Raw genomic sequence first — 24,425 nt, forward strand, 5'->3', positions numbered from 1 at the left:
CTCCGCTGTTTCATGGTAGACCTGCCGGGAAACGCCAAACTATGTGGTCTATCGCAAAAATACAGTGTTTTTAGGTCGTTAAATTGGTTAGGGGGTGTAGATAACCTGAACCTGTTTTTCCTCGTACGATTGATTTTCAAGAATTGTGTCTCTTGAGACAATCAACTATCTCCACCTACATGATGAAGACTGCGTGGAAGCAAATACTCCGATCTCTCGAAAAAAGCCTTAATCCAGGTGTATATTCTGTTTGGATCAAGCCATTGTCCGGTAAGGTAGATGGCAATCGATTGGTATTGACTGCACCAAATGATTTCGTAGCCAATTGGGTGCGTGATCGCTTGTTGCCTGTCCTTTCTGAAACTGCTGCCCAGGTTATGGGCGGTGAACCGAAGATTACCATCGTAGCCAACACAGAAAAAACTGTGGCTCCTGTGCTCAAGTCTTCTCCCAAGCCCAAAGTGCATGTTCCGCAACCTCGGCAGGAGCACCTTGGTCTTCCTATTGCCGATGCGCCCCGCCCGATCGCTGCAAACAACTGGCGATTCAGCTTTGATGATTTTGTCATCGGGCCTTCCAACGAATTGGCGTGCGCGGCAAGTAAATCTATTTCGCATTCAGCGTTTAACTCTGATCACCTGTTCCTCAGTTCGGAACCGGGACTTGGTAAAACGCATCTCCTGCATTCCGTTGGGCATCACCTTTGTGCAACATCCAACAGAAAAAATGTTCGGGTGGCATGTCTTTCTTCTGAAGACTTCGCAACACGCATGGTGCTTGCCATCAAGGGGCGTCAGGTCGATCAGTTCAAAGCCCAGTTCCGTGAGAACATAGACGTACTCCTGTTGGAGGACGTGCACTTTTTCCAGGGCAAGGAAAAGATGCAGGAAGAGCTTCTTTGTACACTGGGTGCTTTGCGGGAAAGAGGGTGCAAGGTCGTGCTGACCAGTTCTTTCATGCCCAAAGATTTTTCCGGGATTGATAATCGACTGGTGTCTCGATTCTGTTCTGGCTTCTTGGCGCATATCGATCGCCCAGACCTGGAGACCCGGCGTCGTATTGTGCAGGAAAAAGCACGCAAGCTGCAGGTAAATGTGCCTGTCGAAGTGACCGAGCTTTTGGCTGAACGCATTACGACTGATATCCGCCAGCTTGAAAGCTGCCTCAACAACATGGTGCTGAAAGCGCGTCTGTTGAATCGTGCAGTCACAATGAATCTGGCGTGGGAAGTGCTGGACAACTATGCTGTTCAGAATCCCTCTCCCGACTATGCGCACATCATCGATTTCGTTTGTAAAAGCTATTCCCTTTCAGAAGACGAGCTCAAATCCAAAAGCAGGAAGCGGCAGATCGTTCTTGCTCGCAACACAGCTTTCTACCTTGTCCGCAAGCACACGGAGTTGTCCTTGAAGGCCATCGGGGAAAAGCTTGGACGCCGCCATTCGACCGTACTGAAGGGTATCACCAAGGTTGAGCGTGAAATCTCGCTTCAGACCCCGCTGGGGCGTCAATTAGAGCAAACTGCGGAACGTCTTACTCCGTAAAAATGCCCCCCACAGTTCCCCCGGAGTTTTCGGTATCATTCGTATGATGCAGATAATCCGGGGGTGCTTTTTTGAAAAACAGAGATCGGCGATTTAACTGTTCTGAAGTTCAGTTAGTCGCCGTTTTGCTTTTTCAGGATCAATTCCACGTTTTTTGGCAATGTTGGGAAGGTTGTCCTCGGCATCGGTTGCCCGGACATAGATGGGATCAATGGATGATTGGGAATAATCGGCGGTAGCAGCTGCTTCGAGAAGAAGCTCTGGGGATGGATTGTCCCAGCGCGAGGGAAGCAGAGTGCAGTGGGTGGTATTTTTTTCAAATTCCTTGAAGAATTCACTGTTCTTGCGAATCCCAGTCCCAACTAAATAGCACGGAGTTCCACATTCAGTGATTCGTGTAGCTGCCTGATCGAGCGTAACCGAAGCAAGCGGTTCAAGCTCGGTCATGGCTGGCGCACTATAGCTTTGAATGTAGACAAGACCGCGTCGAGCGTATGTCAGTACATGCAGGACTCCGTCGAGCAACGGGCCCGGTCCCGAGGCCAGGAGTGAGAGGTAGTCCATCCCGGCAAGCTGAGCACCGGAACCTGCCGCCATGCCTTCGGCCGCAGCGAGCACCAGACGAAGGCCGGTAAAACTTCCCGGACCACGGGTGCACGCAATTCGGTCGATATCAGCGACATCCAGGTCCATGCTTTGCAGTGTTTCCTGAATGCCGGGAGTCAGAAATCGAATAGACTCTCCCGGGACCGTCCACTCCCGCGATGCGAGTACTGTATAACCAGTGTCTGCCGGGCGTCCTAAAACAAACTGGAGCCGTTCTTCCGTGCCGCTCATGGCGAGCAGCAGGGTAGCTTTACGAGAGGATTCTACGGAAGTCATTGAATATAGCCAACGCCATGAGCATGAGTAAGAGCATGATGCCAATACGCATCGAAAAGGCTTTCCACCGCTCGTTTAATGGACGCCTGATAACGGTTTCAATCGCAAAGAACAAAATGTGTCCGCCATCGAGTACAGGGATGGGAAGCAGGTTGATAATTGCGAGATTGATGGAAATGATTGCGACCATTCCGAGAAGGTCAAAGAATCCTGACTGAGCACTGGTGTGTACCATCTGGGCCAACATGATTGGCCCGCCAATGGTCTCTACGGGAATGAGGCGTTCAATGATGGAAACAAATCCTTTGACGACCACTCTCGACATGTTCCAGGTATGCTGGAGCGCTACGGTAAAGCCGGTTCCTTCTACAGGAACATAGGCAACATTTCCGCCTTGGGTTATTCCCACAAGCGGGGCGGTAACTTCCTCCCCAAAGAGGTTTTTAACGGTATTCACTTCAGGAGTGATGTAGAATTTTTGCGTGGTCCCTTCGCGCTCAACGAGAAATTCAAGTTCGTTTTCACCGCGCTGCCTAATCGTTTTGACCAGTTCGGACCAGGATTGAATGGATTGCCCATCGATGGCCAGAACATTGTCACCGGGTTGAATACCGGCGGATGCTGCGGGTGAATCTTCCATAACCCCACCGACAGTGGGAAGACTGATTCCTTGCCCCTGCATCAAGACGATGAACCAGAAGATGAGAAATGCCAGAAGGAAGTTGAAGAACGGCCCTGCTGCTACAACAAACATGCGCTGCCAGGCAGGGCGATTGGAAAAGAGTTCATCATCGGCAAACTCTTCCGCTTCTTCCTCTTCACCTGTTTCACCAGCTAAGGCGACATATCCTCCAAGGGGGATCAGTGAAAGCTTGTATTCAGTTTTTCCTCTTGTGAATCCAAACAGTTTGGGCCCAAAGCCGAGTGAAAAGGCTTTGACTCCCATACGAAACATTCTGGCTACGGCAAAATGACCGAGCTCGTGAAAGAAAATAAGTCCGCCGAGTGCGAGTATGATGGCAATAGCGCTGGTCAGCATAATTTCCTCGTATGGCCGCAGATGAGGTGCGGCGTTAAACAACGGTTGCGTAATAGTCCGTTGTTATTGGTTCCCGGCCAACTTGCGTGCTGTTCTGTCCAGATCAAGCACGGCCTCAGGGGTGGATACATCCACCGGGACATGTTGCTCAAGTGCCGTTTCAATCATGGCCGGAATATCAAGATAATCAATTTTTTCATCAAGGAAAGAAGAAACAGCAATTTCGTTGACCGCATTGAGAACTATCGGATGGCTTGGGCCTGCCTCGAATGCCTCTCTGGCAAGGCGGAGACACGGAAAAGCGGTCAGGTCTGGGTCTTCAAAAGTCAGGTTTCCTATCTCGGCAAGGTTCAGTTGTGGTACATCTACTTCCACACGCTTCGGGAAGCAGAGGCAATGGGCAATCGGAACCTGCATGTCAGGATTACCAAGGTGAGCGAGCTGTGAACCATCTATGTATTCAACCAAAGAATGGATGATGGATTGCGGGTGAACAACGACGTCTACAAGGTCAACAGGCAAGCCATAGAGATGACATGCTTCGATGACCTCAAGTCCCTTGTTCATGAGTGTGGCCGAGTCGATGGAAATTTTGGCTCCCATGTCCCAGTTGGGGTGGGCCAGTGCCTGGTCTCGTGTGACAGTCTTGAGAAATTCTCGATCTTTGCCTCGAAACGGACCACCGGAAGCAGTCAGAATAAGACGTTTGAGCTCGTCGTTTCCGTTGTGACCTGTCAGTCCCTGGAAAAGCGCGTTGTGTTCAGAGTCAACAGGCAGGATTGTCGCGCCGGAAGCATGACACGCATCCCTGATGATATGGCCACCAAGTACGAGTGACTCTTTGTTTGCAAGGCCGATCATCTTGCCAGCTTTTGCCGCTGCGAGGGTAGGAATGAATCCGGCAGCTCCCACTATGGAAGAAAGAACATAGTCTACCTCTTCCATGCTTGCCAATTCAGCGTATCCTTCGGGGCCAACCACAATCTCGGGCTTGTAGCCACACGGGAGGTAGGCGATGAAAGCTTTTCTTACTTCATCATTGAGGACGCCAACATATGGTGGACGAAAGACGGTGCAAAGCTGGGCCAACCGTTTGGCATTGGTACCACCAGCCAGAGCCGTGACCTGAAAGAGGTCAGGGTGCTTTTTGATGACCTTCAGTGCGCTTGTGCCAATTGATCCGGTTGCGCCTAATATGCAGAGTGAACGGGGAAAGGCCGGGAGCTCCGCGTTGTCAGGCCAGGTCGATATATATGATTTCACGATAAATCCGAATTACTGGAAGAAAGGATGCATGGCACTGAGCAGCCCATATACTGGAACGACCAGAAGCAGAGAGTCCACCCGATCAAGCAATCCACCATGACCAGGAAGAAAACGCCCGGAATCCTTGATTTCCAAAGAGCGTTTGAGTGCTGATTCAAAGAAATCACCCATTTGTGCTGCAATGTTCAGTGCTGCTCCGAGCAGAATCCACTGCCAAATGGCTGCGGTTCCCAAGAAGGATCCAAAAATGGTAGTGCCGATAACACAGGCCGTGAGTCCCCCAAGGCTGCCTGCCCAGGATTTTTTGGGGCTTACCTTAGGCCATATCTTTTTCTTGCCCCACATGGAGCCAGCGTAAAAGGCGGCAGTATCGGATACAGCGGCAGCACCAATGACAAGGATGCATTCAGCAGGTGAAAAATTCAGGAAAAAGTGCAGGTTGACTGGGATATAAATAAGTCCGGACAGGAATATCATGGCCTGTACGAACGAAGCTGTCATGTCCGTTGAATAGCGAAATAGAAAAATGAATGCAGCTACCCAGAAGGCGAAAACAATAACCACGGCAGGGTAGATGAGGTCTCCGGTGGTAAAGGCACCCAAAAGAAGGAAGGCGAAAGCGGTGCCAAGGGATTTTACGGTCTTGATACCCTGATGTGAACGAAAGAGGTCATAGTACTCCCATAATGCGAAGGAGCACAGGACTGCTAAGGCTGTGAAGAGCACCCATCCTTGAAAAATGAGAGCAAGTGCGGGGATTATGGCGAGGCCTATGCTGGTAGCTATGCGCTTTTGGTGAGCGGGGATATCCATATATAGTACTTTGAGCGGTTATTTTATTTATGATTAAAAGGCTTGTATGCTCTTGTTTACGCTATTTATATACCGGGGGCAACACGCCTTGTTCAGGGTGCTGCACTATGTGGAAACCTGGTCTCCGGTTTTTCCAAATCGACGCTCCCTGTTGCCAAGCTCTGAAATCGCTTTTTCCAGTTCGTTCGGGCTGAAGTCCGGCCACAGTATGTCTGTAAAGTAGAATTCGGAATATGCACATTGGAACAAGAGGTAGTTTGATAGCCGCAACTCGCCGCTTGTCCTGATGATCAGATCCGGGTCCGGTTGACCATTGGTCCAGAGTTCCGCAGCAAATGATTCTTCAGTGATTTCTTCTGGTGAGACACCTTGCTCTACCAGGGAGCGAGTCGCACGCAATATTTCATCGCGCCCGGAATAATTCAGAGCCAGGTTGAGTGTCATGCCATCGCAGTCTTTGGTTTGCCGCATAACGTGCTTGAGCACTTGACGAACAGCCAGGGGCATGTCGTCGATTTCTCCGAGAACAGACAAACGGATTCCTTGCTGCTTGAGGCTTTTCTCTTCCCGCTTCAGAAAAGTGGTCAGCAGGTCGAAAAGCGTCTTCACTTCATCTTTCGGGCGTGACCAGTTTTCTTTGGAAAACGTGTAAAGCGTGAGGTGTTTGACCCCTAATTCACGGCAACGTGTGACGACGGCGCGGGCTGTCTCTGTTCCGGCCTTATGGCCTTCTGTCCGAGGCAGCCCGCGCTGTTTCGCCCACCGTCCATTGCCATCCATGATGATGGCGATATGAGCTGGAATAGTGGATTTTTCCAAGAGTAAAGCCTTAGATTTCAAGGATTTCTTTTTCCTTGGCTTCAAGGGTGGATTCGCTGAGTTTTACGAAATCATCAGTGAGCTTCTGAACGTCAGCTTCACCTTTTTTCTTTTCGTCTTCGCTGATTTCCTTGTCTTTCTCCATGGTCTTCAGAGAATCGTTCAGATCACGGCGAACGTTGCGAATAGCAATCTTGCAGTCTTCGGTGTACTTTTTCGCGACTTTGACAAGGTCTTTGCGGCGCTCTTCTGTGAGCGGGGGAATCGAGATGCGAATGATCTTGCCGTCGTTTACCGGAGTCAGGCCGAGGTCGGAGGACATGATTGCTTTTTCTGTAGAAGCAAACGCACCCTTGTCCCAAGGTTGAATGGTGATGGTTTTGGGATCAGGGACGGAAACGGAAGCCAGCTGGTTAAGCGGGGTGGGCGTTCCGTAATAATCAACTATGATATTATCGACAAGCGCAGTGGTCGCACGACCGGTGCGGAGTTTGTCGAACTCTTTCTTCAGTGCACTGATGGCACCGTCCATTCGTTTCTTTCCATCATTAAGCAGGGATTGCATTTTAGTCTCCTCCTTGAACAATCGTTCCTATAGGTTCTCCGTTGGCTGCCTTGCGAATATTACCTTCTTCATACAGATTGAACACAACTATAGGCAGATCGTTGTCGCGGGCCATGGAAATTGCTGTGGAATCCATAACGCCAAGGCGTTTTTCCAGTGTTTCCATGTAGGTGACGGTTTCATACTTTACAGCGTCGGCATATTTTTTGGGATCTTTGTCATAAACGCCATCGACTTTGGTCGCTTTGAAAATGGCATCGCATTTCAACTCCAAAGCTCTGAGTGCTGCACCAGAATCGGTCGTAAAGTAGGGGTTTCCGGTGCCTGCTGCACAAATGACAACGCGTCCTTTGTCCATGTGGCGCAGAGCGCGGCGACGAATGTACGGCTCCGCGACTTCAGCCATAGATATGGCGGTAAGGACTCGAGTGTCACAGCCGCATTTTTCCAATGCGTCCTGCACGGCAAGGGCGTTCATGATGGTTGCCAGCATTCCCATGTAATCGCCTTGTGCGCGATCCATGCCTTTGGCGCTGGCAGCCATTCCGCGGAATATGTTGCCGCCACCAATTACGAGCGCAATTTGAAGGCCCGTTGATGCGACATCTGCGATTTCTTTGGCAAATTGACCGATTGCTTCGGGTTCAATTCCAAAGGTTTGTTCTCCGGCGAGTGCTTCGCCGCTGAGCTTGAGTAAGACCCGGTTGTACCGTGCTTTGCTCATTGTCACCTCGTATGGTTCTTATTAAAGTAATACGAACTCGCCAAAAGGCGATAGCATGTTTCAGGCTGTCGATAAAGAGCGGAGTGACTGGTCATGCAAGAAAAACATGAACAGTAGCTTGATCCGCGATTACCAGAAATATGGGTCGCGTGTCACCGCTCGTATCAACAGCCTGTATAAATAGCTCAAAAAAAACGGGCCGTGAGGCCCGTTTTCCTTATATTTAGTCTTCGCTCTCTTCAGCGGCGGCCCCTTCGCCTAGGGCGAGTCGGGCCATGCTGACGACGTTGGCGCCGTTGAGCACGTCCTTAATAGACTTTTTGTCTTCTTTGATGAATGCTTGGTTCACGAGGCAGACTTCGGAGTAGAACTTGTTGAGGCGTCCCATGACGATCTTCTCAGCAATGTTCTCGGGCTTGCCTTCGTCCATGGCCTGCTTCAGGTACAGAGCTTTTTCCTTTTCCAGAACCTCGGCAGGAAGTTCATCGGAAGTGAGGCAGGTCGGGTTCATGGCAGCAACATGCATTGCGATGTCTTTTGCCAGGTCTTCATCTCCGCCATCAAGCTCAACAATGGAAGCAAGCTTGTTGTTGGAGTGTACGTATACGCCGAGAACGCCATCGGTGGTTACCTTGGCGAAGCGGCCGACACCCATGTTCTCACCGAGTTTGGCGATGAGGTCGGTGACGTCGGTGATCTCTTCGGGCAGGTCTTCAGCGGTGCCAGCGGTAACATCCAGACCGGCAATCTTCTCGGACAGAGCGGCAGAGAAAGCCTGGAAGTCGTCGCCTTTGGCTACGAAGTCGGTCTCGCAGAGCAGTTCAGCGATGACAGCAGTCTTGCCATCTTCAGAGATGTAAGGAGTAATAAGTCCTTCAGAAGTGGCGCGTCCGGCCTTTTTGGCGGCTTTGGACAGACCTTTTTCGCGAAGGTACATGATTGCTTTTTCTTCGTCGCCACCGGACTCTACCAGGGCTTTCTTGCAATCCATCATGCCAACGCCGGTCTTCTCGCGCAGTTCTTTAACTTGAGATGCGGTGATACCCATTATAATTTCTCCTCAGTGGCCGGAAGCTTACGCTTCTGCCTTTTCTTCGGTTTTAGGGGCTTCTTCAGCCTTGTCTGCCTTGGCAGCTTTTGCTTCTTCAGCAGCTTTTGCAGCGTAGTCTTTCTGCATGGCAGCACCTTCGATGCAGGCGTCGGCCATGTGAGTGGCAAACAGCTTGATTGCGCGGATTGCATCGTCGTTACCGGGGATGATGTAGTCGACAACATCCGGGTCGCAGTTGGAGTCAACGACAGCAACTACGGGGATACCGAGCTTGCGGCATTCCTGGATGGCGATGTGTTCACGCTTGGGATCGATGACGAAAGCTGCCTTGGGAGCTTCGGTCAGGTCCTTGATACCACCAAGAGCGAGGTTCAGCTTCTTGATCTCGCGGTTCATTCCCACTGCTTCCTTCTTGGTGTAGCGGGAGATGGAGCCATCTTCGAACATCTGCTCGAGGTGCTTCAGGCGGTCAATGGAACGCTTGATGGTCTGAAAGTTGGTCAGGGTGCCGCCCATCCAGCGGTGGGTGACGTAGAACATGCCAGCACGTTCTGCTTCCTGGGATACGGCTTCCTGCGCCTGGCGCTTGGTGCCGATGAACAGGACCTTGCCGCCCTGAGCGACAGTGTCCACGATGAAGTCGTGGGCAGTAGCAAACATTTTGACAGTCTGCTGCAGGTCCATGATGTGGATACCGTTGCGGGCGCCGAAGATGTAGGGGCGCATTTTGGGGTTCCAACGGCGGGTCTGGTGGCCGAAGTGGACGCCGGTTTCCAGCATCTGCTTCATAGTTACGTAAGCCATGATAATCTCCTGGGTTTTTCGTCCATTCCGCGTTCATTTAGGAGTCCGTGCCATCACGGACCACCCGGAGTTATGGGCGGAATGTGTGAATTTGAAGTCGGGGGTACTTATCGTATTCTTTCGGGGATGGCAAGTTGGACATCCCTTTTTTTTCATATTTGTTATGAGGCGCTTTCGCTCATCAGAGAGTTGATTTTGTCCATCTCTCCTTCAAACTGGTGGTAGAGCTTCATGTCATTACCCATGACTTGTCCTACCTGTGCATCTGTCATGCGTCGTTTAAAACCACCACCGGTATTTTGGTGGTGCACACAGGTCACCAGTCCGCAGTACCTGATTACACCATTGTTCACGCGTGTCTTGATGTCGTGGGCGATGTCGTCAATCTGGCTGGGCGAATAACGTATGTCGAAATTGATTCCCTGAGGGAAATGGTCCATTCGTAACAAGTGACAACACCCCATGACATGATCAGTCGTGCGGATGAAATTGTATTGACCGCGATCAGACTCGGCTATCTGATTCGGGTTCGACAGCTTGATAAGTCCGTTTTGCGCCAATGAGAACGTCCTGTGCAAGTACTGCAGCATGTTCGTATTATTACCATATACAACCTTGCACCCAACCACGGACGTATCCGGGTATTGATACATGACTGTCAGGAAGTGGGCCAACCAGTCTCGTGGCAACTCCACATCATCATCTATATACGCGACAAAATCTGACTCACGCACATCGGAAAGAGAGGCCAGCCAGTTGCGTGCTGCAGGAGCGCCAATATTGACCGGTATTTCAATCCACTTGAAATCATTATCCGGGAACAGTGTCTGTGCTTCCTTGACAATCTGAAGGCTGTTATCCGTGCAGCCATTCAGCAGGATTCGAATGCGCGCTGAGCCGATGTAGGTTTGAGCGAGGCTGGCAAGTGTTCTTTCAAGATCTTCCGCTTTGTTCCATGTGTACACACAGATACAGACGCGATCGATGTTGATTCGCTCATTGTCTGGGACAAACGGGGATTCCAACTCAGCTAACCGGTGACGAACAGGCAACTGGTGTGGATCGAGTTTCAGGGATTCCCGGTAGCAATGGAGCGCCTGTTCTGTTGAGCCACTGGCTACGTATAACTCGGCAGCAAGGTTCAACTGTATTTCACTGAGTGGGGATTGCGCTATTCTCGGGAGCAATTCCATGGCGCGGTCAGTGTTGCCGACGCTCGCGTGATGCTGAAACAGGCGTTGATTCCATTCAGCTTCAAAGAATTTGGGAATCGTCACCTTTTCCAACCATGGACTTTCCTTGTGTCCTTCGTAGGCGTCCAGTTGAAGGAGTTGAGAGGCTGCCAGCACGTGACCTGGCATACGGTCAAGTGTTTCCTGAAGTAGCTCCCGCTTCCTGCGCATGGCGCGTTGGGACGACATGACAGAACGAAAATCCAGCATCTCGGGGGGGAGGTCGAAATAGCGTAACCGTTCCAGGCGGGCATCAATATCCTGATCGTTGGTTAGCTTGAAAGCCAGCTCAAGGCCTCGCCGATTAAAGGGGCCATGGTCTCGAATTTTACGGATGAGGTGCGTTACCCAGTCCCGTGTATCCGGGTGGTTGGCAGCATCTTTGTCCCGCAATATCCGCAAAAGGAACACGAGACATGATTCGATGTCCGGTTGAAAATTGGCGCAATGGATTTTGAGAACACCAAAAACCGTGTTCAAGTCAATGTGATCCAACTCTTCAAAGCGATCGGTATGAATGTAGGGGGTGGGCATTATGATGCTTGGTCCTGATTCATGCTGTTTGTGCGCAAGGTAACGGGAAATAGGTATACTCTATTCGCCGAATGCTTGTGCCATGAGATGTTTCCCAAGCCCGCCAAAATCGCTGGGGGCGTAGCCGAACACTTCTTTCCATACCTCTGTTGATTCCATGCAAAAGTAGAGCTGTTTGTCCATTCCGTGTGAGCGAAGTCGATTCACCATGAATTGGAATTGTTCCACTCGCAGAGGTCTGAGCAGGCGGGCCTTGCCGTCCAAGCCTGAGACAAACTCATTGTATATGTACGTTGTATCAGGGAAATTGTCAGCAATGATCGGTGTCAGTTGCGGCATGCAGCGAAATGATCCCAGTGACATGTAGGCAATGTCAGCGGGGGACAGGTAGTCAAAAATCGTATCAATTATCTCTGCGTATCCTTCTTTCCATCCCGGATAGTGGATTATCGGGTCAAAGTGCAGACAGACACGAAATCCTGCATCAGCGCATACTTTTGCGGCGTTTAGGCGCTCTTTCAGAGTGGAAACATCAAACTCCTCGTGTTCGTTAACAAAGGGAGCATTGAGCGACCACGCCGGAAGGATTCGATCCGGGCGTTTGACACTGTCCATCCATGACAGGTCCACGATCTTCGATTTGAGCTCGAGGGCCACGTTGTCATAATCGCCAAGGAACTCGATCATGTCGCCAGCGTACCCCGTGAGGTGTTCAAGGGCGAGTGAGTCGGTGAATTCACCGGTTCCGACACGGTATCGCTTGTTCCGGTCGGCACCGAAGGCGTCCCCCAGTTCGCTGAACAAATCCTGTTGGTTTGCCCATATCTTGAGAATTCTGTCCTGAAAGTAGGCTTGAAGAATGCAGTATGAACAGCGCATGGGGCAGTTCTCGCCAAAGTGAATGATTCGATAGCCGCAGCAGTGATAGGCACGTGTGCCAGGGCAGAATCGAAGAAATTTCCCTTTGTATTCCTTGAGATACAGTGCCTGATCTTTGCCTTGGTCAAATTCAACTCTGTCGCTCCCGCTGGGGAGGGTGGTCCAAGGAATATCTGCGTGGCTGGTCGAAGCAAGGCGTTCCCGAACTCGTTGCGTGATGGGGGAGTCCTGCATCGTTTCATCCACAAAAACATGTCGGATGTTTCTTAAATGGTTTGGGAGGGAGCTGGAGTTAGTCATTTTGTTCTCCCAATGACCATATGGTTTTCCACTGAGGCGAAGAGCCAATGGTTTCAAGCTCCCGGGTTGCCTTTTCCAGTTGCTCCACATTCTTCACGGATACAGTTAGCTCCGTACCACCTGTCTCGAAGTTGTTGGGCTGAACCATTCGCCAGGATGTACCCGTGGTGATGTCGCGAGCTGCTTTATCAAAAGACGCCTGTAATGAATTGAGATGAGGGTACCGGGTTTCTTTGGCTACGGCGGTCAATCGGGCAATGGCGTCCTTTGGTGACAAGCCTTGCCCCAACGTCGCGGTGATACCCGAATCGGCCATGACTTGAGCTACAGTTTTTCCCTGCATTTTCCCGGCCTCAAACAGCCATGTGAGCATGTTGACGGCATTGGATCGTGACCAGGAAAAAGAGTCGAAAAGCGGCTCGATGGCGTCGCGGTCAGCTTTGTCCATCTTCAATAAAACATCCCCCGCAGCCATGGGAATGCGTCCGGCTTGCATGTGGTGTTGCCAGTTATTTGGGAGGTCCAGCCAACGCATGAGAAGTTTGGCATTTTTGCTTTTTGATTTGATTCCTATCATCGGGAGAATCGTTTGCCGCAGGTACGAACTATCAGTCAGAGGCGCAAAGTAATTGAGTGCAGCCAGTCGCATGCCGTCATCAATCTCTTTGTGCGTGTTGTCAGCCAGATAAAGAAGTCCCTTATCCAGTGGGGAAGCATCGGTCACAACACGAACCAGCACAGGATTTGACAACCTTTTCATTACTTCAAGCCGGGCATGGCCGGATATCAATTCAAGTCCGGCGTCGGACTCCTGTGCCAAAACGGGGGTAGTTTGGCCGAATTGACCTATGGATATCTCTAATGATTCATTGATATTCTCAGACCAGAATAGGTGCTGGCCGCCGTTTTTTACGGCATCGGCAGAGGCGGAAATAATTTCATTGGAAAGTTGCAAATTGTGCTCCTGTGAAAAAACTGAAAAACGAGATGTATGTTTATGATATTATTAACTTATTGACGAAATTTTGACGAAAAAGGGCTTGAAGTGCATGTAAAATCAGTACGATAGAGTACCCCTTTTATTTGCCAACCCCCCTTGACATTTTCGCTTTGCTCTTCCTATAGGACTAAACCTGTCAAATTCCAAGTGTCATTGATGACATATGGAAAATGATGATCCAGGTTACTGCAGAAAACCAATAAATACACTGGAGTATGAGAATGCCTGATCTGAAGAACCAGAGAACATATGCACTCGTCGGACACGGTGGTAGCGGTAAAACCTCTGTGGCTGAGATGCTTCTTTTCAACGCTGGCGTCGTTAATCGTCTTGGTAAGGTCGAAGAAGGGAATACAGTCCTTGATTACGAACCTGAAGAAATAAAACGTCGCGGCTCAGTTCAACCCGGTTTTGCCAGTTTCAAATGGCAAAAAAATGATCATTTTCTCATAGACACACCCGGTGACTCAAATTTTTCAGGCGACTTGTCCTACAGCCTGATGGCTGCGGACGGCGCTGTTCTTGTTATTGATGCAGTTGATGGTGTCAAGCCGCTGACCCGCAAGGTGTGGGCTCAGGTTCAGGATAAAGGGCTGCCTTCCATGATCGTAATCAACAAGATGGATCGTGACAGGGCTGATTTTGATACAGCTTTCAATGGCATATCCGAAGCGTTGGGTGCTCGTCCCGTATTGCTGTACTACCCGATTGGTTCCAGAGAGGACTTCAAGGGCGTCGTCGACATGATGTCCGGCAAGGCATTGATGTTTGGCGAAGGCGGTGAAGTATCCGAGGGCGAAGTCCCCGGTGAGATCGCGGAAGAAGTGGCAACGCTTCGTGAAACCATGATTGAAAACATCGCTGAATCCGATGAAGATCTCATGGAAAAATATTTTGAAGAAGGCGAGCTTGCACCTGATGACATCACCAAGGGTCTCAAGGACGGTGTTGCAGCCGGTGAGCTTGTTCCTGTCGTGCTTTCTGCTGCGCTGAACAACCAGGGCGGTCAGATGATCCTGGATACTGTACAAAAGCTTATGCCCAGCCCGTTGGACCGTGAGCCGTGGCAGGGCGAAGAGGGCGAGCGCAAGAGTTCGCCAGATGAGCCGTTGGCCTGTTTTGTTTTCAAAACACTGGCTGACCCGTTTGCCGGGCAGTTGACCATTGCAAGAGTGCTCTCTGGCGAGTTGAAGCCGGATTCTCATCTGGTTAATGCATCCAATGGAGAAAAAGAGCGTATCGGTCAGGTTCTGCTGACAAGTGGTAAGGAGCAAAAACAGTCCAAAGAGCCGCTTGGACCTGGCGCTATTGTAACGCTGGCTAAGCTGAAGAATACCCATACTGGCGATACGCTGGTGGAGAAAGATGAGTTCAAGCTCGTGAAGCCGGAACTGGCTCCTCAGTTGATCACCTTTGCCCTGGCTCCTGCTGAAAAGGGTGATGAGGATAAGGTGTATGCTGCCGTTGCAAAGCTCTTGGATGAGGATATCACCTTGACCCTTTCGCGAGATGAAGAGTCCGGCGATATTCTGCTGTCCGGCATGGGCCAGAACCATATCGAGATATCTGTCGAAAAGGCCAAGCGTCGCTATAAAGCTGACATTCTTTTGAAGACTCCCAAGGTTCCGTATCGTGAAACCTTCAAGTCCGGTGCAAACGAGGTTCAGGGACGACACAAGAAACAGTCCGGTGGTCGCGGTCAGTTTGGTGATTGCTGGATTCACGTTGCCCCCAGGCATTCCGGTGAGGGATATGAGTTTGTTGATCAGATCGTCGGTGGAGCCATCCCCCGTCAGTTTATCCCTGCCGTAGACAAAGGCATTCAGGAGACAGCCGCCCGCGGTGTGCTCGCCGGTTACCCGGTGATCGATTTCCAGGTAACGTTGTATGACGGCAGCTATCATAACGTCGACTCCTCCGAGATGGCGTTCAAGGTTGCAGGCTCCTTAGCGTTCAAGAAAGCGGCGGAAAAAGCCCAGATGGCACTCCTTGAGCCTGTGATGCTGGTGACGGTCGCTGTGCCGGACTCCTTCATGGGTGATGTGATTGGTGACCTTTCGTCACGTCGAGGCAAGGTGCTCGGCTCCGACTCCCAGGCCGGTATCACTGAAGTCAAGGCACATGTCCCAATGGCTGAGATGCTGAAATACGCGCCAGACCTTAACTCAATGACAGGTGGACAGGGTACCTTCTTCATGGAGTTTGCCTCATACGAGGAGTGCCCGCCCCAGGAAATGCAGAAGGTCATTGCGGCTAATAAAAAGGCTGACGAAGAATAGTCTGGTCATACCGTTGATATAGTACAAGGCGGCAGTTTTTCTGCCGCCTTTTTTTATGGCTTTTGGTGAAGGATATATAATTCTAATGAAATGTACTGAAATCCTTGTTTACCGGTAGGATTTGGTTTACTCAGTCCCAAGTTCAACGATAAGGATTTTTCATGTTTCGACGCATTTTTTTTGTACTGATACTGTGGGTTGTAACAGTTTATTATAGTTACAAGATGATGAAGGTTGACCCGGAAAATTGTACTCCTGAAGAGTATGACTACTGGGGATTGAAGTGGGGAGAAACCACGGCCAGATTGGCCGGGTTGAAGATTGATGTCGATTTGGGAGATGTTGATCCCGAAGGGCATTACGTCTTCATCGGTAACCACCAGTCCAACCTTGATATACCCGTGCTGTTCGAGGTTTTCAAAAAGAATCGTATTCGATTTGTGGCAAAGAAGAGCCTTTTTCAAATTCCCATTTATGGTAAAGCGTTGGCCCATTCCGGACATATTTGTGTCGACCGGGACAACCGTCGTGCCGCGATGAAGAGTCTCAATGAGGCTGTTGAGAAGGCTAAGAGTGGTATTTCTCCGTTTATTTTTCCGGAAGGTACCAGAAATACCAATTTGAATGAGCTTATGGATTTTAAGATCGGAGGGATGATCATTGCTCTCAAATCCGGGCTTCCTGTCGTTCCCGTCGTGATGGCCAATACAGGTAAAATCATGCCTAAAGGGAAGCTGATCATCGACAACCGGCCTGTTGTGCGAGTCAAAGCTCTGCCTGTAATTGACCCCTCAGAGTACACGCTCAAAGATCGTGAAAAATTCAAGGATGACCTGTATGCCATGATGAACAAGGCATACAAAGAACTCCTTGACCAAGGATAACCTCATGGCTTCCCCTGTTCTCAGTCTATACCCTCTTGGTGGTCTCGGTGAGATCGGCATGAATTGCATGGCCTATACGACAGATAGGTCCATGGCGCTTGTCGATTGCGGATTGATGTTCCCCGAAGATTATCATTTTGGCGTTGATGTCGTTATTCCCTGCTTTGATTACGTTCTTCAGAACAAGGCAAAACTGCATGGGATTGTACTGACTCACGGGCATGAGGATCACATCGGTGCACTGCCGTGGCTTTTGCAAAATGTGGATGTCCCGGTCTACGGCAGCCAGTTCACGCTTGGATTGGTCGAGAATAAACTGAAGGAGCATGGCCTCGACAGATGGGCCGACCTTCGTCCTGTTCGGCCATATGACCGTGTCTTGATCGGTGATTTCAAATTCAACTTTTTCCCTGTTTGTCACTCAATAATCGAAGGGTATGGTCTCGGCATTGAAACACCGGTCGGACGCATCGTCCATACTGGTGATTTCAAGATTGATCGTAATCCTCTTGGTGGACACGCAACTGATCTCGCTGCATTCCGCAAGTTCGCGGAACCGGGCGTCCACCTCATGTTGTCTGATTCCACGAACGTGGAGCAGGAAGGCTTTGCGCTCACAGAGCGAGAGATCAAGGTTTCCTTGCGGGATATCTTTTCAAAAGCCAAAGGGCGGATTCTTGTTTCCCTCTTTTCGAGTCACATTCAGCGCATGCAGGAAGTCTTTGATCTTGCTGATGCCCAAGGGCGAAAGGTCGCTGTGTCTGGCCGGAGTTTGTATAGGAATATCGAGCTTGCCAGAGACTTGGGGCACCTGAAGATTCCCAAGGGAATATTCATCGATCTAGACCAGTTGCACCACTATGGGGATTCGGAGTTGGTTCTGTTGGTGACCGGCTCGCAAGGGGAACCGCTGGCCGCGCTTTCAAGAATGGCATCAGGTGAGCATCGGCAACTTCAGGTGCGACCAGATGATCTGTTCATTCTTTCATCCCGGTTCATCCCCGGGAATGTCAAAGCGATCACCAAGGTTATCAACAATCTGTATCGCTTGGGCGCCGAGGTCCTGTACGAAAAGATGCACGGTATTCACGCCTCAGGTCATGCCCATGCCGGAGAGTTGACCTTGATGCTTGAAGCTGTTCGGCCAAAATATTTTATTCCGGTGCACGGCGAGTACCGGCACCTCGTGAAACATCAGCGACTGGCCATGGATTGTGGTGTTAATGAACGATGCGCTTTGGTGGTTGAAAACGGACAATCCATTCATTTTGAGGCGGATGGTTCAGTCGAATTCGGTCCCTTGTTCCCTGCCGACAAGATTCTGGTGGACGGCAAGGGAGTTGGCGATGTCGGGCACTCTGTCCTGAAGGAAAGGCAGCTTCTTGCCGGTGAAGGAATGGTCGTTGTGTTGCTGGTCGTGGATAATGCGACCGGTGAAATATCAATTGGCCCTGACATCATTTCCAAAGGATTCGTATTCGAGCAAAAATACAGTCACGTCCTGGATGATGCCAAATGTATCGTGCTGGATGTGCATGAGAACATCGCCCCGGGCGAGACGACAAAGCTCAAGGAGCGAATCCGTTCAGCTCTCAGAAGATTCTTTAGAAAGGTACTCGGGCGTGATCCGGTGGTTGTTCCACTGGTTATCCCCATCGATCTGGATGAATAAAAGAAAGCCCGGTTTATGACCGGGCTTTTTCGTTAGTTGGTGTTGTTATGCCACCTGAATAGGGTCAGAGAGGCGACGGCGCCGAGTGTATCTGCGAGCATGTCCTTTTGGGCATCCCAAATGTCACCTTGTGAACCAAGAAACTCGATGCCGGCATCTCCACCTTCCAGAACGGCGTACCACCATTCTATTATCTCGTACCCAGCAGCCAACGACATGATGCCGAACAGGCTGAACAAGTAGGTTACGATAGGAGTCGCTTGCTTTTTTCGCGTCACCAACTCTGCAATGGGATAGGCGTAAAAGCCGATGGAGAAATGGGCGATCCTGTCAAAATGGTTCCGTTCCAGATCGAACATGTCGGTGAAGAAATCGAACGGAACTTTGGCGAATGTGTAGTGCCCTCCGATGGTGTGGAGTATGAGCCAGACGCTCATGAGGGTGTACGCCGTATTGGAAAAGCGAAATTTCTTGAAACTGGCAACCAGCAGGAGGAACACACCAACTATAGGCAGGTTCTCCGCCAGCCAGACATCGCGCATGAGCGGATTGATGGCAAGCACACACCAAAGTACGGTAAAGCAGGCTGCCAGTATGTGTGGATAGTACTGCTTAAAGCTCCGGTAAGTCATGGTTATTTGACTTTTTTCATCCGAACAGCAGTCCCGTAACAGGAATAGTACTTGTCTCCCTCTGGGTGGAACGCGACCGACTCCCGGTAACCAATGATCGCATCTGCGTTGACGTCCACAGCCTGTGCCATGAGACCATAGAATGCATTGTCGAAAGTGTAGCTGCGGCAAACGATAAGACCAAACGCCGATTGGATTTCCCGCCCGGGAATCGTTTCCGTCGACATAATCTTCATTTTGCCTGCGAGATACATATCCTTGGCAAGTGTAAGTCGGTGGTCCATCTTAATATCATCTCTGGATGATCCCTGCTTTTTGGGGGAACCGAATATGAGCGCCATGTCTCCATCCTCTTGGTGTTTTGTAGTGATTGCTTGGGAATATGTAGCCTACGAGTGAGAAGTGGGCAAGAGGGGAGAAGCGGGTGGCATGGCACCCGCCGGTATTATTTGGTGAAAGTCCTGAAAAGAAGACTTGCAGCACCCATCTGTGAAGCCTGTGCTACTGCGTCGAATATGGCAGTATGGGACCAGCCCATTGCCTCAAGTTCGTCTATCCTGGGTTGATCGACCTCATCTGGTGAACTGAGCGCATCGAGAACCAGTCGGAGCAGAGCTGCCTCTTTAGGCCCAAAGAAGTCTTCTGGTGAGTTTTTCAAACAGGCCATGTCATCCGAACTCATACCTGAGCGTTGTAACAGGGTTGAGTTCAGGTTGAGACAGTACGCATGGCAATAATGCTCTGCTGCCAGGTAGCGGATTGCTGCCAGCAGGTGAAAGTCGAGTTCTTCCTGAGTGACGAAGTGTTTGACTATCTCACCCTGGCAACGGAGCAACTGTGGGCTTGTACTGTAGAGTTGAACCGAGTCAGGTACGCCCATGCTTTTGGGAAAGATGCCATAGACATCTGCAATCAGGTCTTTTGCTGATTCAGGGGGAACGCTGTTGAGTAGGAACATGAATAACTCCTTGTTTATAGTAGACCGGTCGTCTACACAGTGGGTAAAAGAAAACCTGCATAGATGCCTATGCAGGGACTAACGAAGAATCTTATTGAAAATCATGTCATAGCATATGGTAAGCGGTTCGGCGTTTTTAGCCACTTTCATCCGTATAATGGCGCCATGCCATGATTCGACCATGAATACAGCGGTGGAGTATGTGTCGATTGATTGTGGCAGTTCGTGAGCCGCGATGGCTTCATCAAGAAGCCCCTGATACAAGGCTGTCAAACCTGTCATTACCTCATCCAGCTTTTGCCGGAAGGGTTCACTGAGATCACTCATCTCCGATGCCAGGTTGCCGATGGGACAGCCTCGAGCAAATCCGTGGTTTTCAAGGCTGCTTTTGTATTGGTCAAAGATGGTACGGAGTTTGTTGAGCGGACTGAGGGATGCATCAGTGAGAATCGGCTCTGCCTGACTGCGAAAACCCTGTCGATAGTAGTCAATCATTTCGAGACCGAATGTCTCTTTATTCGTGAAGTAAAAGTAGAACGAACCTTTGGGAATGCCCGCCGCCTGGAGGATATCTTTGAGGCCTGTATTGTTGAAGCCATTGCGGTGGACCAGATCGGCGCCGACCTCGATGATGCGTTCTTTTGTTGTCTGTGACATGCGAGATGAAATAGACCGGTCGTCTAGTCCGTGTCAACTACTCTCAGAAGTTTATGGGCAGCAGAGTAGGTTGTACTGCCCATAAAAAAGGGGAAGCTTAAGCTTCCCCTTTTATTAGTATTATGGAGTGACCGTCATGAGATAGGCTTTGTCCGGATCAAGGTACTCTTTGACCACCGACCGGATTGTTTCAGCTGAAACGCTTTTGGCCTTTTCGATGATCTCCTGCTCGTAGGATCGATCAAATCCGCGAGCTATCAGGCTGGCTGCCTGACGGCTTCGGGAAATCAGAGACTGATGTTCCTGATAGTAGTCGCCCACAAGAATGTTTCTTGCGCGGGTCAACTCTTCTTCCGGTAACGGGGAGGCTGCCAAGTCGGCTACTACCTGACGGAATCCGTCCAGAGATTGCTCGACCGTGTCGGGATTGGTCCCGATGTACAGTGCCAGGAAACCGGTGTTTCGGCTCTGCCAAAGCAGAGAAGTAACTGAGTATGCAAGCCCCTGCTTGTCTCTAAGGTCACGGAACAGCAAGCCGGATTGACCGGAAAGAGCTGCTCTGAGCAGTTCAAGACTTGCAGTGGTGTCTCTATCCATTTGCCCGGGGGTCGGGAAGACCATGAGCACGTGAGACTGCTTACGATCCGGCAACTGCATGGTGGTGGTGCGTTCGCTGTTCCATTCCGGTTCGGTAAACGCATATTCATTGACCGGCGCAGTCAGTGTCGCCGAAAGGTTGTCGGCAAACTCGCGAATGACATCGGCATCAAACTGTCCGCAAACCGCTATTGTCATGGGCTGCATGGACTGTCTTGCCCAATAGCGCATGATGTCGGCTTGACCCAATTGCTCCACGCCTTCTGGCTGCCCCTGGTGTAACAGAGCGTAGGGGCCGGACTTGTACAGGAAGGGGAACAGGTGTCTGAATGCAAGGCCGAGCGGCTGATCTTCGCGTCGTTTGATGCCTGCAATCTGGTCTCGCTTGGAGCGTTCAATCTCTTCTGGATTGAATGCCGGAGCAGTCATTACTTCTCGCAAAAGCGGAAGAATCTTATCTGTGAATCGAACAGGGAACTTCGATTCAACGGCAAAGACGTTGCGACCAGCCTTGGCGCCAAGGGAGGCGGCATGGTCGGAAAGGAAGTCCTGAACCTCCGTAGCCGTCATGCTCATGGTCCCACGCGAAAGCGCAGAAGCGGTCAGTGCTGCAAGGCCTTCCTGGTCCTTTTCGAGAATCCCGTCACCGCCGGTCCAGTAAATGGAAATGGCCGTGTAAGGGAGGGTGTCATCTGGGAGGAAGACCAACTTGTTGCCGCTTGGAAGCTCGATGACGGCTTCTTCAACGGTGGTTTCTTCCTGCTGAGCCTTTTGGATAGACTTCTGTAATGGCCATTCCTGATGGATTACCTCAGTGAACTGATCTGCAGAGACCGTATTCTCTTCCGGGGTCAGCACCACGGAGTGGAGTTGGTCGGGACGAATGAACTGTTCGTAGAGGTGACGCAGTTCGTCGCGAGTCACCTGCTGGAGTGTATACAGGTAGTTATCCTCGGCCTGCTCGCCATCTTCGAAAAACTGAAGGAAGGCGGTTTTGCTGGCAAGGCCGGAAAGGGTTTCCTTGGCAAGAAACATGGAATCTTCGAGGTTGAGCCGTGCGCGTTCAATCTCGCGATCCGTAAAGTTGGCCGGATCGAAAGAGGCAAGCTCCTTCATTAATTCCATCCAGAATTCGTCAACATTCTCGGAATCCAGAGTGGCGTGGATATAGAGCATGCCGCCACGTTCGAGCGACAGGGGGGAGACAGATATGTCGTCCACCATGTGCATTTCATACTTGAACTTGCGGTAGAATCGCGAAGTGCTGTCGCCGCCGAGCAGTTGACTCAAGAGATCCAGTCCTGCGTATTCGGCAGAGGAACCGCCTGGAATGGGGAAAGCTGCTCCGAGGTAGACCTTGTTCCACTTGCCGGTAAGCTTGGTTACAACCGGTCCGGTGCCTACTTCCGGGATGGTGAATGTCTCGGGCGGGAGAACGGGTCTGGTATTCTCCAGTCCGCCTAGCAGACGTTCGGCCTCTTTCACCACTTCATCAGGATCAACCTTGCCGACCACTGCGAGCATCATGGATTGCGGCTGATAGTGGGTCGCAATGTAATCCATGATCTTTTCACGATTGAAGGCCTTGATGGTATCGCGGTAACCGATGATCGGCCATTCGTATGTCGTGTCTTTCCAGATCATTGATTGCAGGCTCTTGAACAGCAGGCTGTTGGGTGAGTCCTCACCTCGTTCCAGCTCTTCAAGCACTACTTTCTTTTCGCTTTCCAGTTCCTTGGGATCAATGGTGGGATTAATGGCCATATCAGTTATGACATCAAGACCCAGTTTCCATTCCGCGTCGGGAACTTCGACATAGTATACTGTATAGTCGAAGCTGGTGGCTGCGTTCATGGAACCACCGACTGACTCGATGGCCTTTGCTGATTCGCCCAGTCCTCGCTTTTCGGTACCCTTGAAAACCATATGCTCAAGCTGATGGCTTATCCCGGCAATTTCTGGAGTCTCGTATGCACTTCCGGCATGGACATACAGTCTTGCATTGACCAGCGGGAAGCGATCGTCATTCTTAATCAAAACGGTCAATCCGTTCTTGAGTTTGACGATGTGCGTTTCATCCCCGCCAAGGTTGAAACTGGCCATTGGATCAACCGGTTCCGGGTTGTCCATGGTTTTGGTTTTGTTGGCATGTGCCAAGCAGCCGGTCAGGAGCATCAGCATCCCTCCCAGCAGTAATACGCGTTGAAACATTGAGTAACTCCATAAGAATCGCCCGTTGTGAAGGGCGAAAAAGGTTTCATCATTATGATTTACTTCTCCATCTGAATTTAAGTCGGATTTTGGACAATGCAAGGGTCAACGTCATGATTGACCGGGGACGAAGGGTACCTGAGCATCGTGCAAATGGAAACCGTAAACGAGTAGTGTAGTTAACAACCGGGAGTCAAACAGATATTTAACAGCTTAATTGACCGGTCAGTCAAAAAAATTAAAATCATTATTTCTGTCACATTTTTGATTGATTCTCACATAAAATCTTATGGTTATATTTTTGTTTCAGCTTCAAAAGAGAGCGTTGAAAAAAGTAACCTCCGTTGACAATTTTCTTTAGACATGCGTAAGTTTTCTGGAATCTAATCGAGGGATTTTGTGTGTTTAACCCAACGGAGGAAATGAATGTCCATCAGTTATGCACCTGCCGGAAAAACCGGTAAGTGGGATGGCGTGATGGACTGGCTTCAGATGCTTTCCGGAGCCAGTCTGATACTGTTCATGTGGTGTCACATGTTACTGGTATCAAGCGTTGTCATCAGTCCCGATGCGATGAATGCCATCGCCCACTTCTTTGAGGCGACCGGCATGGCGCAAGTCGGCGGTCCGCTAATTTTTCTTGTGTTTCTTACGCACTTTGTTCTCGCTGCCAGGAAAATTCCATTCCGGTTCGACGGCCAGAAAACCGTCATGCAGCATGCGAAGATGATGCGTCATGGCGACACGTGGCTATGGGTAGTCCAGGCTGTATCCGCGATGATCATCCTGATAATGGGCTCCATTCACATGTGGGTGGTGTTAACCGATCTGCCCATTACCGCGGCCAAGTCAGCAGCTCGAATCCAAGGCGGATTCTGGGCTGTTTTTTATTTGATCCTCCTGCCACTCACCGAGTTGCATGTCGGCATCGGTTTTTACCGTATCGGAGTGAAGTGGGGATTTGTGAAAGACACCAAGCGTTCCAAGTTCAAGCGTGGCGAGAATCTGTTGACGATGATGTTCATCGCCATCGGATTAATCACCTTGGTTCGCTTTCTGTTCCTGAGCGTCAATTAACGGAGT

23 protein-coding genes are annotated in these 24,425 nt (G+C 50.4%); 6 read left to right on the forward strand and 17 right to left on the reverse strand.

The annotated features are described in order from the left end of the window. Positions 1-179 precede the first annotated feature (179 nt). Positions 180-1,544, forward strand: coding sequence for a chromosomal replication initiator protein DnaA (gene dnaA / locus DPRO_RS00005; protein WP_097010219.1), 1,365 nt, complete (start codon positions 180-182; stop codon positions 1,542-1,544). A 93-nt stretch (positions 1,545-1,637) separates the two neighbouring features. On the opposite strand, the gene tsaB is transcribed toward dnaA, so the two are convergent. From tsaB to pyrH, 7 genes are all read right to left on the reverse strand, one after another. Beyond that, positions 1,638-2,426, reverse strand: coding sequence for a tRNA (adenosine(37)-N6)-threonylcarbamoyltransferase complex dimerization subunit type 1 TsaB (gene tsaB, locus DPRO_RS00010; protein WP_097010220.1), 789 nt, complete (start codon positions 2,424-2,426; stop codon positions 1,638-1,640). After that, on the reverse strand, positions 2,401-3,465 hold the full coding sequence (gene rseP, locus DPRO_RS00015) for an RIP metalloprotease RseP (protein WP_097010221.1): 1,065 nt from the start codon (positions 3,463-3,465) through the stop codon (positions 2,401-2,403). Before rseP ends, tsaB begins: the two co-directional genes overlap by 26 nt. A gap of 63 nt (positions 3,466-3,528) precedes the next feature. Further along, positions 3,529-4,728 (reverse strand): 1-deoxy-D-xylulose-5-phosphate reductoisomerase, encoded by a 1,200-nt coding sequence (gene dxr / locus DPRO_RS00020; protein WP_097010222.1) that lies wholly within the window; start codon positions 4,726-4,728, stop codon positions 3,529-3,531. Between the two features lie 12 nt (positions 4,729-4,740). After that, a complete protein-coding gene (locus tag DPRO_RS00025) occupies positions 4,741-5,544 on the reverse strand; it encodes a phosphatidate cytidylyltransferase (RefSeq protein WP_097010223.1) in 804 nt (267 codons plus the stop codon). A 105-nt stretch (positions 5,545-5,649) separates the two neighbouring features. After that, positions 5,650-6,363 carry an isoprenyl transferase gene (locus tag DPRO_RS00030; RefSeq protein ID WP_232005653.1) on the reverse strand — a complete coding sequence of 238 codons (714 nt, stop codon included), beginning with the start codon at positions 6,361-6,363 and terminating at the stop codon, positions 5,650-5,652. A 10-nt stretch (positions 6,364-6,373) separates the two neighbouring features. Beyond that, the gene (frr, locus tag DPRO_RS00035; RefSeq protein WP_097010225.1) at positions 6,374-6,928 is read right to left on the reverse strand and encodes a ribosome recycling factor; all 555 of its coding nucleotides are present in this window, start codon (positions 6,926-6,928) and stop codon (positions 6,374-6,376) included. A 1-nt stretch (position 6,929) separates the two neighbouring features. Next, positions 6,930-7,652, reverse strand: a complete 723-nt coding sequence (gene pyrH, locus DPRO_RS00040) for a UMP kinase (RefSeq protein ID WP_097010226.1) — start codon at positions 7,650-7,652, stop codon at positions 6,930-6,932. Positions 7,653-7,707: 55 nt separating this feature from the next. Here pyrH and DPRO_RS20585 point away from each other — a divergent pair, with 55 nt between their 5' ends. Further along, on the forward strand, positions 7,708-7,836 hold the full coding sequence (locus DPRO_RS20585) for a hypothetical protein (protein ID WP_269459704.1): 129 nt from the start codon (positions 7,708-7,710) through the stop codon (positions 7,834-7,836). A 39-nt stretch (positions 7,837-7,875) separates the two neighbouring features. Here DPRO_RS20585 and tsf read toward each other — a convergent pair whose 3' ends face one another. The 5 genes from tsf to DPRO_RS00065 form a co-directional block, all read right to left on the reverse strand. Beyond that, positions 7,876-8,700 (reverse strand): translation elongation factor Ts, encoded by an 825-nt coding sequence (gene tsf, locus DPRO_RS00045; RefSeq protein WP_097010227.1) that lies wholly within the window; start codon positions 8,698-8,700, stop codon positions 7,876-7,878. 27 nt (positions 8,701-8,727) lie between these two features. Next, the gene (gene rpsB, locus DPRO_RS00050) at positions 8,728-9,507 is read right to left on the reverse strand and encodes a 30S ribosomal protein S2 (protein WP_097010228.1); all 780 of its coding nucleotides are present in this window, start codon (positions 9,505-9,507) and stop codon (positions 8,728-8,730) included. A 161-nt stretch (positions 9,508-9,668) separates the two neighbouring features. Next, on the reverse strand, positions 9,669-11,273 hold the full coding sequence (locus DPRO_RS00055) for a glycosyltransferase (protein ID WP_097010229.1): 1,605 nt from the start codon (positions 11,271-11,273) through the stop codon (positions 9,669-9,671). Between the two features lie 60 nt (positions 11,274-11,333). Then, a complete protein-coding gene (locus DPRO_RS00060; RefSeq protein ID WP_097010230.1) occupies positions 11,334-12,452 on the reverse strand; it encodes an SPL family radical SAM protein in 1,119 nt (372 codons plus the stop codon). Next, positions 12,445-13,407, reverse strand: a complete 963-nt coding sequence (locus DPRO_RS00065; RefSeq protein ID WP_097010231.1) for a ParB N-terminal domain-containing protein — start codon at positions 13,405-13,407, stop codon at positions 12,445-12,447. Before DPRO_RS00065 ends, DPRO_RS00060 begins: the two co-directional genes overlap by 8 nt. A 266-nt stretch (positions 13,408-13,673) precedes the next feature. On the opposite strand from DPRO_RS00065, the gene fusA reads away from it, so the two are divergent. The 3 genes from fusA (at position 13,674) to DPRO_RS00080 (ending at position 18,287) form a co-directional block, all read left to right on the forward strand. Next, on the forward strand, positions 13,674-15,731 hold the full coding sequence (fusA, locus tag DPRO_RS00070; protein ID WP_097010232.1) for an elongation factor G: 2,058 nt from the start codon (positions 13,674-13,676) through the stop codon (positions 15,729-15,731). 224 nt (positions 15,732-15,955) lie between these two features. Next, positions 15,956-16,615: a lysophospholipid acyltransferase family protein gene (locus DPRO_RS00075; protein ID WP_232005654.1), complete on the forward strand. Its 660-nt coding sequence runs from the start codon at positions 15,956-15,958 to the stop codon at positions 16,613-16,615. Between the two features lie 4 nt (positions 16,616-16,619). After that, a complete protein-coding gene (locus DPRO_RS00080; RefSeq protein ID WP_097010234.1) occupies positions 16,620-18,287 on the forward strand; it encodes a ribonuclease J in 1,668 nt (555 codons plus the stop codon). Between the two features lie 32 nt (positions 18,288-18,319). Here DPRO_RS00080 and DPRO_RS00085 read toward each other — a convergent pair whose 3' ends face one another. From DPRO_RS00085 to DPRO_RS00105, 5 genes are all read right to left on the reverse strand, one after another. Then, on the reverse strand, positions 18,320-18,919 hold the full coding sequence (locus DPRO_RS00085) for a DUF2238 domain-containing protein (RefSeq protein ID WP_097010235.1): 600 nt from the start codon (positions 18,917-18,919) through the stop codon (positions 18,320-18,322). Between the two features lie 2 nt (positions 18,920-18,921). Continuing rightward, complete coding sequence (locus DPRO_RS00090) at positions 18,922-19,260, reverse strand: hypothetical protein (protein ID WP_097010236.1); 339 nt, start codon at positions 19,258-19,260, stop codon at positions 18,922-18,924. A 104-nt stretch (positions 19,261-19,364) separates the two neighbouring features. Further along, complete coding sequence (locus DPRO_RS00095; protein WP_097010237.1) at positions 19,365-19,877, reverse strand: carboxymuconolactone decarboxylase family protein; 513 nt, start codon at positions 19,875-19,877, stop codon at positions 19,365-19,367. Between the two features lie 78 nt (positions 19,878-19,955). Beyond that, positions 19,956-20,534 (reverse strand): TetR/AcrR family transcriptional regulator, encoded by a 579-nt coding sequence (locus tag DPRO_RS00100; RefSeq protein ID WP_097010238.1) that lies wholly within the window; start codon positions 20,532-20,534, stop codon positions 19,956-19,958. A gap of 120 nt (positions 20,535-20,654) precedes the next feature. Further along, entirely contained in the window at positions 20,655-23,342 is a 2,688-nt protein-coding gene (locus DPRO_RS00105; RefSeq protein ID WP_097010239.1) for a M16 family metallopeptidase, read from the reverse strand. A 426-nt stretch (positions 23,343-23,768) separates the two neighbouring features. Between DPRO_RS00105 and DPRO_RS00110 the strand changes: the two genes are divergently transcribed. Next, positions 23,769-24,419 carry a succinate dehydrogenase/fumarate reductase cytochrome b subunit gene (locus DPRO_RS00110; protein WP_097010240.1) on the forward strand — a complete coding sequence of 217 codons (651 nt, stop codon included), beginning with the start codon at positions 23,769-23,771 and terminating at the stop codon, positions 24,417-24,419. Positions 24,420-24,425 lie beyond the last annotated feature (6 nt).

Source organism: Pseudodesulfovibrio profundus (genome assembly GCF_900217235.1).
Taxonomy (GTDB): Bacteria; Desulfobacterota; Desulfovibrionia; order Desulfovibrionales; family Desulfovibrionaceae; genus Pseudodesulfovibrio; species Pseudodesulfovibrio profundus.

Excerpts from the sequence above, each read along its gene's own strand:
- DPRO_RS00085 (WP_097010235.1), bottom strand. The coding sequence starts at position 18,919 with ATGACTTACCGGAGCTTTAAGCAGTACTATCCACACATACTGGCAGCC.
- tsaB (WP_097010220.1), bottom strand. The coding sequence starts at position 2,426 with ATGACTTCCGTAGAATCCTCTCGTAAAGCTACCCTGCTGCTCGCCATG.
- DPRO_RS00075 (WP_232005654.1), top strand. The coding sequence starts at position 15,956 with ATGATGAAGGTTGACCCGGAAAATTGTACTCCTGAAGAGTATGACTAC.
- rseP (WP_097010221.1), bottom strand. The coding sequence starts at position 3,465 with ATGCTGACCAGCGCTATTGCCATCATACTCGCACTCGGCGGACTTATT.
- DPRO_RS00110 (WP_097010240.1), top strand. The coding sequence starts at position 23,769 with ATGTCCATCAGTTATGCACCTGCCGGAAAAACCGGTAAGTGGGATGGC.
- tsf (WP_097010227.1), bottom strand. The coding sequence starts at position 8,700 with ATGGGTATCACCGCATCTCAAGTTAAAGAACTGCGCGAGAAGACCGGC.
- DPRO_RS00025 (WP_097010223.1), bottom strand. The coding sequence starts at position 5,544 with ATGGATATCCCCGCTCACCAAAAGCGCATAGCTACCAGCATAGGCCTC.
- dnaA (WP_097010219.1), top strand. The coding sequence starts at position 180 with ATGATGAAGACTGCGTGGAAGCAAATACTCCGATCTCTCGAAAAAAGC.
- DPRO_RS00095 (WP_097010237.1), bottom strand. The coding sequence starts at position 19,877 with ATGTTCCTACTCAACAGCGTTCCCCCTGAATCAGCAAAAGACCTGATT.
- frr (WP_097010225.1), bottom strand. The coding sequence starts at position 6,928 with ATGCAATCCCTGCTTAATGATGGAAAGAAACGAATGGACGGTGCCATC.
- DPRO_RS20585 (WP_269459704.1), top strand. The coding sequence starts at position 7,708 with ATGTTTCAGGCTGTCGATAAAGAGCGGAGTGACTGGTCATGCAAGAAA.
- DPRO_RS00090 (WP_097010236.1), bottom strand. The coding sequence starts at position 19,260 with ATGGCGCTCATATTCGGTTCCCCCAAAAAGCAGGGATCATCCAGAGAT.
- DPRO_RS00080 (WP_097010234.1), top strand. The coding sequence starts at position 16,620 with ATGGCTTCCCCTGTTCTCAGTCTATACCCTCTTGGTGGTCTCGGTGAG.
- DPRO_RS00060 (WP_097010230.1), bottom strand. The coding sequence starts at position 12,452 with ATGACTAACTCCAGCTCCCTCCCAAACCATTTAAGAAACATCCGACAT.
- pyrH (WP_097010226.1), bottom strand. The coding sequence starts at position 7,652 with ATGAGCAAAGCACGGTACAACCGGGTCTTACTCAAGCTCAGCGGCGAA.
- DPRO_RS00100 (WP_097010238.1), bottom strand. The coding sequence starts at position 20,534 with ATGTCACAGACAACAAAAGAACGCATCATCGAGGTCGGCGCCGATCTG.
- rpsB (WP_097010228.1), bottom strand. The coding sequence starts at position 9,507 with ATGGCTTACGTAACTATGAAGCAGATGCTGGAAACCGGCGTCCACTTC.
- DPRO_RS00055 (WP_097010229.1), bottom strand. The coding sequence starts at position 11,273 with ATGCCCACCCCCTACATTCATACCGATCGCTTTGAAGAGTTGGATCAC.
- fusA (WP_097010232.1), top strand. The coding sequence starts at position 13,674 with ATGCCTGATCTGAAGAACCAGAGAACATATGCACTCGTCGGACACGGT.
- DPRO_RS00105 (WP_097010239.1), bottom strand. The coding sequence starts at position 23,342 with ATGTTTCAACGCGTATTACTGCTGGGAGGGATGCTGATGCTCCTGACC.